General features: G+C 50.8%; 14 protein-coding genes and 1 tRNA gene. 6 read left to right on the forward strand and 9 right to left on the reverse strand.

From position 1 onward, the window contains the following. Positions 1-23: 23 nt before the first annotated feature. The 7 genes from GJJ30_RS29735 to GJJ30_RS29765 form a co-directional block, all read right to left on the reverse strand. Complete coding sequence (locus GJJ30_RS29735) at positions 24-1,151, reverse strand: aspartate aminotransferase family protein (RefSeq protein ID WP_154178881.1); 1,128 nt, start codon at positions 1,149-1,151, stop codon at positions 24-26. A gap of 238 nt (positions 1,152-1,389) precedes the next feature. After that, complete coding sequence (locus tag GJJ30_RS29740; RefSeq protein ID WP_154178882.1) at positions 1,390-2,118, reverse strand: alpha/beta fold hydrolase; 729 nt, start codon at positions 2,116-2,118, stop codon at positions 1,390-1,392. A gap of 142 nt (positions 2,119-2,260) precedes the next feature. Then, the gene (locus tag GJJ30_RS29745) at positions 2,261-2,905 is read right to left on the reverse strand and encodes a hypothetical protein (protein ID WP_154178883.1); all 645 of its coding nucleotides are present in this window, start codon (positions 2,903-2,905) and stop codon (positions 2,261-2,263) included. Between the two features lie 210 nt (positions 2,906-3,115). Further along, positions 3,116-3,730 (reverse strand): AAA family ATPase, encoded by a 615-nt coding sequence (locus GJJ30_RS29750; protein ID WP_154178884.1) that lies wholly within the window; start codon positions 3,728-3,730, stop codon positions 3,116-3,118. Between the two features lie 155 nt (positions 3,731-3,885). Next, complete coding sequence (gene clpX / locus GJJ30_RS29755; protein ID WP_154178885.1) at positions 3,886-5,121, reverse strand: ATP-dependent Clp protease ATP-binding subunit ClpX; 1,236 nt, start codon at positions 5,119-5,121, stop codon at positions 3,886-3,888. Positions 5,122-5,396: 275 nt separating this feature from the next. Further along, a complete protein-coding gene (locus tag GJJ30_RS29760) occupies positions 5,397-5,861 on the reverse strand; it encodes a heme-binding domain-containing protein (protein WP_154178886.1) in 465 nt (154 codons plus the stop codon). A gap of 204 nt (positions 5,862-6,065) precedes the next feature. Further along, positions 6,066-6,740: a ClpP family protease gene (locus GJJ30_RS29765; protein ID WP_154178887.1), complete on the reverse strand. Its 675-nt coding sequence runs from the start codon at positions 6,738-6,740 to the stop codon at positions 6,066-6,068. A gap of 226 nt (positions 6,741-6,966) precedes the next feature. On the opposite strand from GJJ30_RS29765, the gene GJJ30_RS29770 reads away from it, so the two are divergent. Next, positions 6,967-7,365 (forward strand): helix-turn-helix domain-containing protein, encoded by a 399-nt coding sequence (locus GJJ30_RS29770; protein ID WP_154178888.1) that lies wholly within the window; start codon positions 6,967-6,969, stop codon positions 7,363-7,365. A 107-nt stretch (positions 7,366-7,472) separates the two neighbouring features. Here GJJ30_RS29770 and tig read toward each other — a convergent pair whose 3' ends face one another. Then, the gene (gene tig, locus GJJ30_RS29775; RefSeq protein ID WP_310588428.1) at positions 7,473-8,834 is read right to left on the reverse strand and encodes a trigger factor; all 1,362 of its coding nucleotides are present in this window, start codon (positions 8,832-8,834) and stop codon (positions 7,473-7,475) included. 111 nt (positions 8,835-8,945) lie between these two features. Further along, positions 8,946-9,030: transfer RNA gene (locus tag GJJ30_RS29780), tRNA-Leu, on the reverse strand. 271 nt (positions 9,031-9,301) lie between these two features. Between GJJ30_RS29780 and GJJ30_RS29785 the strand changes: the two genes are divergently transcribed. The 5 genes from GJJ30_RS29785 (at position 9,302) to GJJ30_RS29805 (ending at position 15,153) form a co-directional block, all read left to right on the forward strand. Beyond that, positions 9,302-11,548 carry a RelA/SpoT family protein gene (locus tag GJJ30_RS29785; RefSeq protein WP_154179066.1) on the forward strand — a complete coding sequence of 749 codons (2,247 nt, stop codon included), beginning with the start codon at positions 9,302-9,304 and terminating at the stop codon, positions 11,546-11,548. A gap of 118 nt (positions 11,549-11,666) precedes the next feature. Then, positions 11,667-12,185, forward strand: coding sequence for a Fur family transcriptional regulator (locus GJJ30_RS29790; RefSeq protein WP_154178889.1), 519 nt, complete (start codon positions 11,667-11,669; stop codon positions 12,183-12,185). 13 nt (positions 12,186-12,198) lie between these two features. Beyond that, positions 12,199-12,417 carry a hypothetical protein gene (locus tag GJJ30_RS29795; RefSeq protein ID WP_154178890.1) on the forward strand — a complete coding sequence of 73 codons (219 nt, stop codon included), beginning with the start codon at positions 12,199-12,201 and terminating at the stop codon, positions 12,415-12,417. A gap of 122 nt (positions 12,418-12,539) precedes the next feature. Next, positions 12,540-13,823 carry an adenylosuccinate synthase gene (locus GJJ30_RS29800; protein WP_154178891.1) on the forward strand — a complete coding sequence of 428 codons (1,284 nt, stop codon included), beginning with the start codon at positions 12,540-12,542 and terminating at the stop codon, positions 13,821-13,823. Between the two features lie 97 nt (positions 13,824-13,920). Then, positions 13,921-15,153, forward strand: a complete 1,233-nt coding sequence (locus tag GJJ30_RS29805; RefSeq protein WP_154178892.1) for a sulfite oxidase — start codon at positions 13,921-13,923, stop codon at positions 15,151-15,153. The last annotated feature ends 1 nt before the right edge of the window (position 15,154 follow it).

Here is a 15,154-nt window from a genome sequence, read left to right on the forward strand (position 1 = left end):
GTAGCAAAGTCGGGTTAAAGCGGTTAAGAAACTACGCGCACTTCTTTGCTCAGAGCCTCCAGAAATACATCTACTTCGGCACGACCCAGCGCCAGTGAGGGCAGCAACCGAATGGTATTTTTCCCCGCCACGCCCGTGAAGATATGATGCTCAAACAGCAGGGTATTGCGCAGGGTTTCGACCGGAAAATCGTACTCAATTCCGATCATCAGACCCCGGCCCCGCAGGTCTTTGTAACCGCCGATCTGGCGAACGCCGTCCATGATGTAATCGCCGATTTCAGCCGCATTTTCGATCAGGTTTTCCTCCTGCATAATGTCCAGAACCGCAATACCCGCCGTACAGGCCAGGTGATTGCCGCCGAACGTCGTGCCGAGCAAACCGTAGGTCGCCTTGAATTTGGGTGAAATCAGCACCCCACCGATCGGAAAACCGTTGCCCATGCCTTTCGCCATCGTAATCAGATCGGGCGTGATGCCGCTGAACTGGTGCGAAAAGAATTTGCCCGAACGACCGTAGCCGCACTGAACACCGTCGAGAATCAAAATCGCACCGGTCTCGTCGCATTTCTGACGCAGGGCCTGCAAAAACTCATTGGTAGCGACCTGAATACCGCCCACGCCCTGAATACCTTCGATGATCACGGCGCAGATTTCGTCCGTAATCGCAGCCTGAGCTGCGGCTATGTCGTTGAAAGGCAGAAAAGTAACATGATCATTCGCATTGATCGGAGCGACAATCGCAGGATTGTCCGTTGCGGCTACAGCGCCCGCCGTGCGACCGTGAAACGACTTTTTAAACGCAATGACTTTTTTACGGCCCGTATGAAACGAAGCCAGTTTCAGGGCGTTCTCGTTGGCTTCGGCGCCGGAATTGCACAAAAACAGGGCATAGTCCGGATAACCCGACATTGCGCCCAGTTTTTCCGACAATTCTTCCTGCTGCCGAATCCGTACGGAATTAGAATAAAACGATATCCGATTCAACTGCTCCGTCAATGCCCTGACATACCTGGGATGTGTGTGACCAACCGAAATAACGGCGTGACCACCGTACAAATCAAGATAACGGTCACCCTTGGTGTCCCATAAGTAGCTGCCCTGCGCCCGAACGGGTTCGATGTCGTAGAGCGGGTAGACGTTGAAAAGCATTTTGAACCGGGATTAAACGAATTAATGAATTTCAGATGAATGGCTATTGGCCTGCAATTTTACGCAATCTGGTGGTAAATCTTTGCTAAAAATGTAAAAAGCAGGCTTACTTCCTGCTTTTTATACAATGGAAAAACGGTAGAAGTTCAAAGTCGGACGGCCAGTTGGTTGTCCGTTGCCGGGAATCCAACCGGATTACCCAAAACCGGCGAAACGATTTACTAAGCGGTCAGCGGTTTTACAGCTTCGAGATGAAATTCTGAACCGCTTTCCGTACGTCGTCCGGCTGTTCGATCACACCCAGATGGCCCGATTTTTCAAGCACGACAGTTTGAGCGTTGGGAACGGCGGCAATCAGTTCCTGACTTTTGGCATATGGCACCAGCTGATCCTGTTTTCCCGCGATAATCAGAACCGGAAAAGAAGCATTCTTCAGAACCTGAACGCGATCCGGACGTGAAGCCATCGCTTTCATCCCGGCGCTCAGCGCGTTGGCGGGCAGGTTTGAAAACCGGTCGACATACTGCGCTACTTCTGCGGGATGGTTTTGATGAAAATCTTCACCAAACATTTTCGGTACGGTTTGTTCAATAAACGGCCCGGAACCCTGCTCCTGCAGGGACTCGACCGCTTTTTGCCGCGACTGTTTTTTGGCCTCATCGTCTGCAAAAGCCGTGGAGTTGAGCAACACCAAACCGCTCACGAGTTTGGGATGCTGGTCGGCAAGGGCCAACGCAATGTATCCTCCCATCGAATGGCCAATCAGCACACAGGACTGAATCTGAGCAGCTTGTAGCAGACTGTACAGATCCTCGGCGTACGCTTCCATGGTTTCGTGGCTGGTTTGGGCCGACAGGTCGGGTTTCACCACGCTATGGTCCGAAGCCAGACCCTCGTAAACCGCATCCCAAATGGAGGCATCGACGCCGTGTCCGTGTATCAATACAATGGCTGGTTTATTGCTCATCAGTTAGCTGTTTGAAGGTGTTCTTAAGTAACCAGAAAGTCCGAAAACAGTTTGGCGTAGCTACCAACCCGAAAGCGGTAACTACGCCAAGCTATTCAATACCCAAACCAATGAATTGGCTTCGGGAATCTTTTAAAATGTGTTAAGCGAGCACATCGACCAGGATTAGGACCAGACCCGCAATCAGCATCAATACGCCGAGCAGCCCCAATACGCCACCGAACAGTACGGCGAAAAGCAAACCGACCACACCGACGATGATCCCGGCGCGCAGCGTCCGGCTCATGGCCTTGGCGTCATCCGGTGCCAGCGAGTTTTTGATTTTCTTGTCGATTTTCTTCATCATCATCCGCTCCGCCAGGCTCATTTTGTGCGTTGTGGTCAATGCTGATGTTGTTTTATCGGTTGTGGTGGTCGTAGCGGCTTTGGCGCTGGCTTCGGCCAATAAAGCCTGTACGCGGGCCATCCGCTTTTCGATCTTTTTGCTTCCGGCGACCTTGTTATCATTGCGAGCCACTGCTTCCTGTAATTTCTGTTCAACATTTTTCAGGGCTGCAGCTGTAGTCATGGGAGTTGCCTGCTCGGTGGATGAAACTGCCGGAGCTTCTACCGATACAACCGCCACTTCGTCTGAGGCAGTCGGTTGGGCCTGAACCGCCGGAACTTCCTGACGGCTGCCAAAACGTTCGACCGGCATTTTCTGGTAGGTGGCATACGGACGGCTACAAGCACTAAGTAAAGCTGAAGTCAGCAGTGAATACACTGCCAGTTTGGAAAGTGTTCTCATGAAATTTGAAAAGGAGATTTGATTAAAAATGTGTATTCGGAGCAAAAAAGCATAATGATTATCATCCCTGCAAAACTTGACCTCTTTTTTTGCAAAAAAGTCGATAGACAATAGGCTTTTTTTATTTAGCGCACCTAAAAAGAGTCATTATACGCCACTGGAAGCAAAAAGGCCCGATCTGAAAAATCGGGCCCGTTATCGAATAGCCCGTCAGACAATCAAGCCGACCAGGAGCAGGATAACCCCGGCGATCAGCAACGTTATCCCGATACCGGTAGACGTTGTCGCCAGCCACAAAATCAAGCCGAGCAGCGCAACGATGGCTCCGATCGTTACAAGGATGTTAACGGCTTTGGGGGCGTTGGGATGGTTCGGTGCCAGAGCCCGTTTGATTTTTTTATCGACGTTTTTCAACATCAGCTTCTCCACCAGATTTGGCTTTTTGGCGGCAGCCACTTTCTCCGTAGACTGGCTGGATTGTGATCCCAGCATCGATTGAATGCGGGCCATCCGTTTTTGCAGCTTGTTGTTCACTACTTTGTTCTCGCTGCTGGCAACTACCTGGTCGACGGCTTTCTGTACCTGATTCAGTTCACTGGCAGGTGAAAGAGCAGCAACCGGCTGGGATTCGGAAGGAGTAACGGCTACCGTTTGCGCCGTTTCCGGGAGCGCCGTTTCAGTGGTCAAAACCGGGGCGGTTTTGGGCTTCTGGCTGGCAAAATGCTCGACGGGCATTTTCTGATAGGTAGCATAAGGGCGGCTACAGGCACTGAAGAGAACCGTGGCGATCAACGCATACAGTACGTTTCGGGAAGATGTTTTCATACGGATTATTTGAGGTTTTAATGAAGCATGAAGGTTGCTTCGTATCCAAAACTTTCCAAAACCGTATTTGTTCTGTTTCTCAAAAAAAACTGACGGAACCGACCCCACCCTATACGTCAAAGGGGTCAATTCCGTCAGATCAGACTGCAGTCAGCTCAGGCTGCCGTCCGCAATATGTGCAGCGACGACTTGCCGAATTTCTCCCGGGCGTAGTCGACCGTGATCGTCAATTCTTTTACTTCTTTCGTCGAAGGGAGTTCGTACATGGCGTCCGTAATGATCGATTCGCAGATCGAACGCAGGCCACGGGCGCCCAGGTTGTAGACCATCGCCTGATCGACTACGTAATCGAGGGCCAGGTCATCCCAGTACAACTTGATATCTTCCATCTGGAACAGCTTGGCGTACTGCTTCGTGATGGCGTTTTTCGGCTCCGTCAGAATCCGGCGCAGCGCTTCGGAGCTGAGGGGTTCGAGATACGTCAAAACCGGTAGTCGGCCAATCAGTTCGGGAATCAAACCGAATGATTTCAAATCTTGCGCCGAAACATGGCGCATCAGGTTTGCCCGCTCCAGGGAATCGTTGAGCCGCCGGTCGCCCGAAAAACCGATGGGCCGGGCATTAACGCGCTTCCCGATGTGCCGGTCGATGCCATCAAACGCTCCTCCGCAAATAAACAGGATGTTTTCGGTATTGAGCGCAATCATTCGCTGGTCGGGGTGTTTGCGGCCGCCCTGCGGTGGAACGTTTACGATAGAGCCTTCGAGCAGTTTCAGCATGGCCTGCTGAACGCCCTCGCCACTGACATCCCGCGTGATGGACGGATTGTCGGATTTCCGGGCAATCTTGTCGATCTCGTCGATGTAAACAATACCGCGTTCGGCGTTTTCGACGTTGTAGTCGGCGGCTTGCAGCAATCGGGTCAGGATGGTTTCCACATCTTCGCCCACGTAACCGGCTTCGGTAATAACCGTAGCGTCGGCAATGCAAAAGGGTACCTGCAGAATTTTCGCGATACTCCGGGCCAGGTAAGTTTTACCGGTTCCCGTGTCGCCCACCATGACAATATTGGATTTCTCAATCTGGATTTCGTCGTCGGAAGGCGGCTGCATCAATCGTTTATAGTGATTATAAACGGCCACGGTCATCACTTTTTTCGCTTCATCCTGTCCGATAATGTACTGATCAAGGTAGCTCTTCATCTCCATCGGTTTGATGAGGTTGAAGGTAGGGCGGTCTTCGGGGTTCGACCGTTTGGGCTTGGTCTCTTCCAGTACCACCTGATGCCCTTGCTCAATGCAAAAATTACAAATGTGGGCATCGATGCCCGATAACAGGAGTGTCACCTCGTTTTTCCGTCGTCCGCAGAACGAACAGCTCACTTGTGGCATAAAAATGTATCTTAACTAATAGGTAGCTTCTCGCTTTAACGTTGGATTTCAGCAGCCGGTTTCCGATTAAACTGGTAAAATAGAAAGACCGACCAGAGGGATAGGGGCGAACCTGAACAAATATACTAGAAATTTTGGTTGTGTGTTTTCGTGTTTTGAATGCGGCTTAAAGTAATCTGATCATTTTGAACCTTACTAATTCACATTACTTGGATAATATCCTTCAAAAAGAGCAAACTAACCGGTAATTATTTGCTCGTCAGATCACCAACTTTTTATTTTTCGGGTACGTAACCCAACCGCGCCCGTTCGGTTTTGGCCCACTCGACGATGAGCTGTTTCTGCGGTTCATCCAGTTTGGCGTCGTGGTGAATCAGCGTGTAGGCTGGCAGCGGCATGTGTCCTTCTTCCACCTCCTCCCCGATTTCTTCCAGCTTATGATCCATCCGTTTTTTTTCGTATTGCGCAAAATCAGAAAAGTTAAGCTCGGATTTTCCTTCGTCGACGTGGTTGCCCAGCCACAAACTCACCGGGCTGATGTTGGCATACCACGGATAGTTGGTATGATTGGAGTGGCAGTCGTAGCAGGCCACCTTCAGGGTTTTCATGACCGGTTCCGGCACCTGAACGGCGTGGGTAATATCCTGGGGCGACTCGGCGCTGCCCTCATTTCTGGTGGGGCGAATGAACTGAATACCAATGAAGATAACAGCGATGCCGATGAGTACTTTTTTCTTCATGTGAGGAAGGGTTTTACGGTGACGATAGTCCATTGACCATCGACGATTGACCAACGTTGATTGAGAGCAAATTTGTCAATGGTCAATGGTCTATCGTCAATGGTCTTCTTAATTAAGCCCGCTTAAAAATAGAAACTTTCCGATTACAAAAAAACGGGAACCGTCCTGGACAGTTCCCGTCTGATCGGATCAATAAGAGGTTTCTTATTTCTCCCGGCGCAATACTTCGTCGATAAGTCCGTAGTCGCGGGCTTCTTCGGCCCGGAACCACTTGTCACGGTCGGAATCCTTCTCGATTTGCTCTTTCGTTTTTCCGGAATGGCTGGCGATGATTTCGTACAGCTCATCCCGCAGTTTGACGATTTCGCGGGCGGTGATTTCGATATCGACCGACTGCCCCTGCGCTCCCCCCGATGGCTGGTGAATCATCACGCGGGCGTGGGGTAAGGCCGAGCGTTTGCCCGCAGCTCCACCACACAATAAAACCGCCCCCATCGAAGCAGCCAGGCTCGTACAAACCGTCGCTACATCGGGCCGGACATACTGCATCGTATCGTAAATTCCCAAACCGGCATACACCGAACCGCCCGGGCTGTTGATGTACATCAGGATGTCTTTCTTCGGATCGGCCGATTCCAGGAACAGCAACTGGGCCACAATAATATTCGCAATGTTGTCATCGACGCCCATGCCCATAAAAATGATCCGATCGGCCATCAGGCGGGAGAATACGTCGACTTCCCGGAAGTTCATCGGACGTTCTTCAATCACGGAGCGGGTCATGTTTTCGACCGTGTGGTTCATATACCCATCGACCGTCAGACCGTTCAGCCCCATGTGGTGAACGGCAAATTTGCGGAATTCATTTCCTTGATTCATACTGGTTATTCTTTCTGTTTAGCGCAACGAAAATACAAACTTAACCTACTCTCCGGTTCCCGGTTGCGGGCAGCGGCCTTTTTTTACGGACGGAGGAGTTCGGAAGACCGGCAACCGTTTGAAACCAACTTCCCCTTCGCCGTTGTTACGGTACAAAAATGAGCAATCAAACCCGGTTTTGATAGTCGGTTTGACTTATTATATTGTCAGAATTTCTTGAGATCGTATGACTATTAGTTCCCAAATCCGTTTGTTGCGCCAGCAGAAAGGGTATTCGCAGGAAAATATGGCCGATATGCTGGGCCTTTCTACCACCGCTTACGGTGATATCGAGCGGGGAAAAACTGATTTAACGATCTCCCGTTTGCAGCAAATTGCGACGGCGCTCGGCACCACCGCGCCCCAGCTGCTTTCGGGCGACCTGCCTCCGCAACCGGAATTGTATCCGGCCGAAGTGGTGCATCAGGTGGAAACGCTGAAATCCGAGCAGGAACGGAAGGACCTCGAAATCGAAAAACTCCGGATGGAAGTTGCCTACTGGAAACGGAAAGCCGAAGACCTGGCGCTGGTTGAAGTCGCCCGCCATTTCGTTCCGCCCACCACCCGAAACCGAATCGGGTTTTAATCATCACCCCGTCAGCGGTCTTCAGACCCTGACGGCGGTGGCAATTAAAACCCGAAATCTATTATAATTTATTAAACCGCTGTCAGGGTCTCCGACCGCTGACAGGGTTATACCGGCTGCCGGGCAGTGACCAACTCTTTAAACTCGTCGACGGTTACCGTCCGGGGTGTCAGGGTCAGCTTGCTCTTGATGACGTCGATCACTTTATCGTCGGACATGCGGTTGTACATTTTCATGTAATTCTCGCCTTTATCGTCCATCAGGTATTGCTGGGCAATTTTGTCGATGGTCTGGCTCATCTGCTCGTCGTCACCGTAAAAACCGAACTGCTCCCGCACCATACCCCGCGTTGCGTTCAACACATCCTCGTAGGCGACGTTGATTTCGTTTTCGCTGGCAATTTTATTTTTGATCAACTGCAGTTTTACCGACCGGGCGAACGCATCGTATTGCTCCTCCACTTCCTGCTCCGACACTTTGCCTTCGTTGGTGGCCAGCAGCCACTGCTTCAGGAAGTCGTCCGGCAATGAAATCGAAATGTTGTCCAGCAACGCCTGTTCGATATCGAGCCGTTGCAGCGTATCGGATTCCCGAGCGTAGTTGCCTTTGATTACTTCCAGCACTTTTTCGCGAAACTGCTCTTCGTTGTCAACCACATTGGGGCCCAGTACTTTATCAAAAAACTCCTGACCGATTTCGGCCTGTTGCGGGCGGGTAATATCATCGACGGTAAACGTAAATTCACCGGCCAATTCGGCAGCTTCTTCCTTTTTCAAACCCGTTGCCAGACCGCGTGATTTTTCGTCTGGGAATGTTTGCTCAATATCGAAAGTGACGGTATCTCCTTTTTTCAGACCCACAAATTTCGGCAGTTCTTCGGCCGCAATCTGCTTGGTCGGGAAGGCGGTTTTTGTTGAAAACGGTTCGCCCCCTTCTTCCTTCGCCGGTTGTTTCAGCTCGCCGTAAATCATGTCGCCTTCTGCCGACTCGTCCACGTTGGTCTGACCGCTAAACCGGGTTTTCAGTTCGTCGATGGTCGAGTTCAGTTCGGTTTCACCAGCTTCAATCTCATACGCCGAAACGGCCGGAATGGCATCGAAATCCACTTCGAAATCCGAAGCCAGGCCCAGGTTGTAGTTGAATTCAAATTCGTTCTGGCTATCCCAATCGATGGCATCGGCTTGTTCGCGGTCCGGCAGCGGATCGCCAACTACCTGAAGTTTGTTATCGCGGATGTAATTATTGACGGTATTTTTCAGCAACTCGTTGATTTCTTCCACCAGCACACTTTTGCCGTACATTTTCTGAATCAACGAAGACGGTACTTTGCCCGGACGAAAGCCTTTAATGCTGGCCCGACGACCGTAATCTTTCAATTTCTTATCTACTTCCGGCTGATAGTCACTTTTCGACAGCTTGATTCTCAGCGAAGCATTGGTTTCCGTCGATTTCTCTAATGCAATTTCCACAGGAAAATATTGAGTGATTGAGTGAATGAAAGAATGAGTGAATTAACGGAAGCGTTCATAGAAGTAAAATCTATTCGCTCAATCGCTAATTCACTCATTCACAATTAAAACTGGTACGGGCGGAGGGACTCGAACCCCCATGCCTTGCGGCACCAGATCCTAAGTCTGGCACGTCTACCAATTTCGCCACGCCCGCGAATAAAATTAGTTTGAGAACGCTGTCGTTATGGTGTCAGGGAGTGTAAACTCGTAGGGATTCAAACCCCAAACCTCTTAACGTCCCGTCCCGAAACTATTTTTTGGCCTGCAAAAGTACAAATGATTTCTGTATTGAACAACCACTTCCTTAACGAGGATTATTTTTTCTAACTATTCCTTTGATTTGCTGAGCCAGTTTTTTAATATTATTGTGTATCCTGTACCTGAAAGCGATGCAGAGTATAACGAAAGAAGAAGGACACACCCTTATGAGCGTAACCGCGGAACCGGTCATTGACCTCGACCAGGAACGGAAAGAAATTTTGAAGTGCTACCGCCGGTTGTTGCGGGAGGCCAAACCGATGCTGAAGGATAATGACGCCAAATTGATCAAAAAGGCGTTCAATACTTCGCTGGAGGCCCACCAGAGCATGCGCAGGCGGTCAGGCGAACCGTATATTTATCACCCGCTGGCCGTTGCACAGATTGCCGTTGAAGAAATCGGATTGGGAACGACGTCGATTGTGGCCGCGTTGCTGCACGACGTGGTTGAAGATACCGACATGACCATTGCCGATATCGATCGGCTTTTTGGACCGAAAGTAGCGCGGATCATCGACGGACTGACCAAGATTTCGGGCAAATTTGAATACGGCACATCGCAGCAGGCCGAGAATTTCCGCAAAATGCTGCTGACCCTGTCGGACGATGTGCGGGTTATTCTGATCAAACTGGCCGACCGGCTGCACAACATGCGGACGCTCGACTCGATGCCCCGCGACAAACAGCTCAAGATTGCTTCCGAAACGATTTATATCTACGCTCCGCTGGCCCACCGTCTGGGCCTGAACGCCATTAAATCGGAACTGGAGGATTTGTATCTGAAGTATGCCGAACCGGAAGCGTATAAAGATATCGCCCGGAAACTGCGGGAAACCAAAACCTCCCGCGATCGCTTCATTGCCCGGTTTATCGAACCCATCGAGGAAGATTTAAAGGAAATGGGTTTTGATTTTGTGGTAAAAGGACGACCGAAGTCCATTTACTCCATTTATAATAAACTGAGTAAACAGAAAAAACCGTTCGAGGAAATCTTCGATCTGTTCGCCATCCGAATCATCCTGAACGTGCCGCCCGAGAGTGAAAAAGCCGGATGCTGGCAGGCGTATTCGGTGGTGACCGATCATTACAAACCGAACCCCGACCGGTTGAAAGACTGGATCAGTACGCCCCGCGCCAACGGTTACGAATCGCTGCACACGACGGTGATGAGCAAAGCCGGACAGTGGGTGGAAGTCCAGATCCGGACGGCCCGGATGAATGAAATTGCCGAAAAAGGGTACGCAGCTCACTGGAAATACAAAGGCAACGACACCCAGACCGGGCGCGGCATCGAGTCCTGGATCAGTCAGGTCCGCGAAATGCTCGAATCGTCCAACAACGAAAAAACCGGTGCCATTGAATTTCTGGACGACTTCCGTAGCAATCTCTACAGTGAAGAAGTATTCGTTTTTACGCCCAAAGGCGATTTGAAGGTACTTCAGCGTGGAGCTACGGCTTTGGACTTTGCCTTCGACATTCACACCCAGATCGGCGCGCGCTGTATGGCGGCCAAGGTCAATACGACGCTCGTGCCGCTCAGTCACGTGCTGAACAATGGCGATCAGGTGGAAATTATTACCTCCAACAAGCAAAAACCGAATGAGGACTGGCTGCGGTTTGTGGTGACGTCGAAAGCCAAAACCAAAATCAAGGACCTCATCAAGGAGGAAAATAAACAGCACATTTCGGACGGGCGCGAGATGGTTGCCCGGAAACTGAAAACGCTGCGGCTGGAGCTGACGAACGAAATCCTGAATCAGCTCCGGGCTTATTTCGGCTCCAAGACTTCCAATGATTTCTTCTACCGGGTTGGCAAGGGTCACATTGATGTTCAGGAACTTAAGAAGTTCAAGTCGGATAAGGAATCGAAAGAAAACCGCCAGAACAAGCTCAATACCGACACGCTGCAGGACGGCAAACAGTTTGAAAAAGAACTGAAAAAGCTCCACGGCGAACGCGCCGATGCCGACATGCTGCTCATCGGGGAAGACATGGACCGGATCGATTACACGCTGGCGAAGTGTTGCAATCCGATTTCGGGCGACGACGTTTTCGGGTTTGTGACGGTGAACGAGGGAATCAAAATTCACCGGACGACCTGCCCCAACGCCGTCGAGCTGATGTCGAACCACGGCAACCGGATCATCAAAGCCAAGTGGACCTCGCAGCGCGATCTGGCTTTTCTGGCCGGTTTACGGATCACGGGTACCGACCGCGTCGGGCTGGTCAACGATGTAACCAAGATCATCAGCAACGAACTGCACATCAACATCCGCTCGATTACAATCGATTCGAAAGACGGAATTTTTGAAGGTACCCTGAAGTTATACGTTCACAACACGCGACACCTCGAGGAATTAATGAAAAAACTCGAAAAAGTGGATGGAGTCGTGAAAGTAGCCCGATTTGATTAATTTTGTTTTCAACTAGCAAGTTTAGGGTTTACACGCAGTGAACTGGGTACCGGAATGTCCTTTCATTTATCATTTCAATCCCCGCTGCCCCAGGCCTTGAACCCATCATCGTGAAGTTATGCCACTAGCGAAACAAGCCAACCTTGATGCCGCAAAGAAAATTTTTACGGCCTATCTGGAAAGTAAAGCGCTTCGGAAGACGCCGGAACGCTTTGCCATTCTGGAAGAAATTTACAACCGCGAAGATCATTTTGATGTAGACGAACTCTACATTTCGATGAAAAATAAAAAGTATCAGGTGAGTCGGGCGACGGTTTACAACACGCTCGACGTGCTCGTGGATTGCGATCTGGTGACCAAACACCAGTTCGGGAAGAACTTGGCGCAGTACGAAAAATCGTACGGCTACAAACAGCACGACCACATTATCTGCACGGATTGCCACCATGTGATGGAGTTCTGCGACCCCCGGGTCCAGAACATTCAATCGCTGGTGGGCGATATGCTGAAGTTCAACGTCATGCACCATTCGCTGATTTTCTACGGAAGCTGTCAGCGTGATCCGTGCGAAAACCGCCTGAAAAGCGAGGAAGAAAAAGATTTGCAGGAGCACGGCGGACAGCCGCTGGTTTCGTAATGTGAACGAAAAAATGAATGCCTACAAAGCGTTTGCGGACCTGATCTCTGCCTCGGTGTCATCGGACCAAACCATGGCTTTCAAAGCGTCAGATGAAATGCGTAGTCGATTTTATGATTTACTCTCCAAGGAAAAAGCTGGATTCGCTACAGAAGAGGACAAGGAGGAGCTGAATCACTTCATGGAATTGGAGCACATTGTTCGAATGGCGAAAGCTAAAAAAGTTGTGTAACCCATTTCTATTTTGGGGCTTGGCACTTTATCGAATTAATAAATGGCATCAACTGCCCTAACACTTCGCTTTAACGACTAAAAATCAACCCGATGAACGCAGTCATTTTTTAATTTTTTTTTATGGTAGATGTATTACTCGGCCTGCAATGGGGCGACGAAGGTAAGGGGAAAATTGTGGATGTACTGGCCCCGCAGTACGAAGTGGTTGCCCGGTTTCAGGGAGGACCGAATGCCGGACATACACTGGAATTTGACGGTTTCAAGCACGTTTTACACCAGATTCCGTCCGGAATCTTCCGGGCTGACATTAAAAATATTATCGGAAACGGCGTCGTCCTCGACCCGATCGTGTTCCGGAAAGAAATCGACGGTTTGGCCAAATACAACCTCGATCTGACCAAAAACCTGTTTATCTCCAAAAAAGCGTCGATCATTCTGCCGACTCACCGGCTGCTGGATGCGGCTTATGAGCAAGCCAAAGGCGAATCAAAAATTGGTTCGACCTTACGCGGAATCGGCCCGACTTATCAGGACAAAGTAGCCCGGCAGGGTCTGCGCGTCGGCGATGTGCTTTCGGCGAACTTCCGCGCTAAATACAACCGCCTGGTCGATCTGCACAAGATCACGCTGGACCACCATCAATTTGATTATCAGTCGATTTTGCCACAGGCTGAGGTGGAATTTTTCGAAGCCGTGGAGTTCATGAAGCAATTCCAGCTCGTCGAAAGCGAATACGAAGTAAACCGCGACCTGAGTGCCGGTCACAAAATTCTGGCGGAAGGTGCACAGGGTTCACTGCTTGATATTGATTTTGGTTCGTATCCTTTCGTTACCAGTTCGAACACGATGACGGCGGGCGCCTGCACCGGTCTGGGGATTGCGCCCCGGCAAATTGGTGAGGTGTTCGGCATTTTCAAGGCCTACTGCACGCGCGTCGGCAGCGGTCCCTTCCCAACCGAACTATCGGACGAAACCGGTGAGCGGATGCGCGCCGAAGGACGTGAGTTTGGCGCTACTACGGGTCGTCCGCGCCGGTGTGGCTGGCTCGATCTGCCCGCATTGAAATACACCATCATGATCAACGGCGTGACGCAACTGATCATGATGAAAGTCGATGTGTTGAATATTTTCGATACGATCAACGTCTGCACGCATTACGAATTGCCGGACGGTACGGTTTCGGAGCAACTCCCCTACGACCTCTGCGATACGGCGGTAAAACCGGTTTACAAAGAATTCAAAGGCTGGAAAACCGCCCTGACGGATTTCCACACGTACGAAGAAGTTCCGGCCGAGCTGACGGCTTACATCGACTTCCTGGAAGCTGAGTTGGGTTTGCCCATCAGCTTTATCTCAACCGGCCCGGATCGGGAAGCGATCATTCACCGCGAAGCCGTCGTTTAACAGGCACCGGTTCACCATACAAATTTCATAGACCTGCCGGGATGTAACCTTTGGCGGGTCTTTTTTTGTTACTTTTGGAATCTTAAACCCAACTTCAATGGACCATTCTTCACTTTTCGATCGTCGGGGTTTTCTCAAAAAAGGAGTGCTGACCACGATGGCCGGGCTGGTAGGAACCCGAATTGCTTTTGCTGACCGGATGCCGACCGGCTATATTCCGCTGGTTTTTGCGGAACCCAATCCCATGGTAATCAAGCACAAAGACATGGTTGTGCTGAATGACAAACCCTGGAACGTCGAAGCACCGGCTTCCCTGCTCGACGATGCAGTTACACCCGCTGATAAAATGTTCATTCGCAACAACGGTCTGATTCCCGACAGCATCGACCTTGCCAAGTGGGAACTCACGATCAACGGTGAATCGGTGAAAGCGCCCAAAACCTATACACTCAGCGATTTAAAGAAGCGTTTCAAGACCTATACGTATCAGTTGGTACTCGAATGTGCCGGAAACGGCCGGGCGGGCTATACGCCCCAAACCGCTGGCAATCAATGGACTGACGGAGCGGTAAGCTGCGCCGAATGGACGGGCGTGCGGCTGAAAGATATTCTGGCCGATGTCGGCCTAAAAAACGATGCGGTTTACATCGGGTATTTAGGCAAAGATCTGCACGTCAGCCAGGACCCGACCAAACCGGTTATTTCGCGGGGCGTTCCCATCAAAAAAGCACTGGAAGACGAAACGCTGGTGGCCTGGGCCATGAACGGCAAGGATATTCCCCTCACGCACGGGCACCCGTTGCGGCTGGTGGTGGGTGGCTGGCCCGCGTCGGTTTCGGGCAAGTGGCTGCATACCATTTCGGTGCGCAACAAGGTCCACGACGGCGCAAAAATGACCGGAAAAAGTTATAAAGTACCAATCAATCCCGTTCAGCCGGGGGTCGATCCGCCGGAAGATCAGTTCAAGATCATTGAATCCATGCCAGTGAAATCGCTCATCACATTTCCAAAAACCGGTGCAACGGTCGATTTGGGCCAGACTATCGCGCTGCGGGGACATGCCTGGGCGGGCGATCGGACAGTAAAAACCGTCCAGGTTTCGTATGATTTCGGCAGCACCTGGCAGACCTGCAAAGTACAAAATCCGAAAAACCGCCTGGCCTGGCAACAGTGGTCAGCTGATCTGAAGCTTCCCCAAAAAGGGTATTACGAAATCTGGGCGCGGGCCGTCGACGATGCCGGTGTTTCCCAACCGATGGTGATGCCCCAATGGAATCCGGAAGGTTACTGCAACAACGCCTGCCACCGGATTGCGGTCAAGGTCGTTTAAG

This window comes from Larkinella terrae (assembly GCF_009668025.1).
In the GTDB taxonomy this organism is placed as follows: Bacteria; Bacteroidota; Bacteroidia; order Cytophagales; family Spirosomataceae; genus Larkinella; species Larkinella terrae.

Bases quoted from the DNA above. Each gene is read 5' to 3' on its own strand.
- GJJ30_RS29735 (WP_154178881.1), bottom strand. From the start codon at position 1,151: ATGCTTTTCAACGTCTACCCGCTCTACGACATCGAACCCGTTCGGGCG.
- GJJ30_RS29740 (WP_154178882.1), bottom strand. From the start codon at position 2,118: ATGAGCAATAAACCAGCCATTGTATTGATACACGGACACGGCGTCGAT.
- GJJ30_RS29745 (WP_154178883.1), bottom strand. From the start codon at position 2,905: ATGAGAACACTTTCCAAACTGGCAGTGTATTCACTGCTGACTTCAGCT.
- GJJ30_RS29750 (WP_154178884.1), bottom strand. From the start codon at position 3,730: ATGAAAACATCTTCCCGAAACGTACTGTATGCGTTGATCGCCACGGTT.
- clpX (WP_154178885.1), bottom strand. From the start codon at position 5,121: ATGCCACAAGTGAGCTGTTCGTTCTGCGGACGACGGAAAAACGAGGTG.
- GJJ30_RS29760 (WP_154178886.1), bottom strand. From the start codon at position 5,861: ATGAAGAAAAAAGTACTCATCGGCATCGCTGTTATCTTCATTGGTATT.
- GJJ30_RS29765 (WP_154178887.1), bottom strand. From the start codon at position 6,740: ATGAATCAAGGAAATGAATTCCGCAAATTTGCCGTTCACCACATGGGG.
- GJJ30_RS29770 (WP_154178888.1), top strand. From the start codon at position 6,967: ATGACTATTAGTTCCCAAATCCGTTTGTTGCGCCAGCAGAAAGGGTAT.
- GJJ30_RS29785 (WP_154179066.1), top strand. From the start codon at position 9,302: ATGAGCGTAACCGCGGAACCGGTCATTGACCTCGACCAGGAACGGAAA.
- GJJ30_RS29790 (WP_154178889.1), top strand. From the start codon at position 11,667: ATGCCACTAGCGAAACAAGCCAACCTTGATGCCGCAAAGAAAATTTTT.
- GJJ30_RS29795 (WP_154178890.1), top strand. From the start codon at position 12,199: ATGAATGCCTACAAAGCGTTTGCGGACCTGATCTCTGCCTCGGTGTCA.
- GJJ30_RS29800 (WP_154178891.1), top strand. From the start codon at position 12,540: ATGGTAGATGTATTACTCGGCCTGCAATGGGGCGACGAAGGTAAGGGG.
- GJJ30_RS29805 (WP_154178892.1), top strand. From the start codon at position 13,921: ATGGACCATTCTTCACTTTTCGATCGTCGGGGTTTTCTCAAAAAAGGA.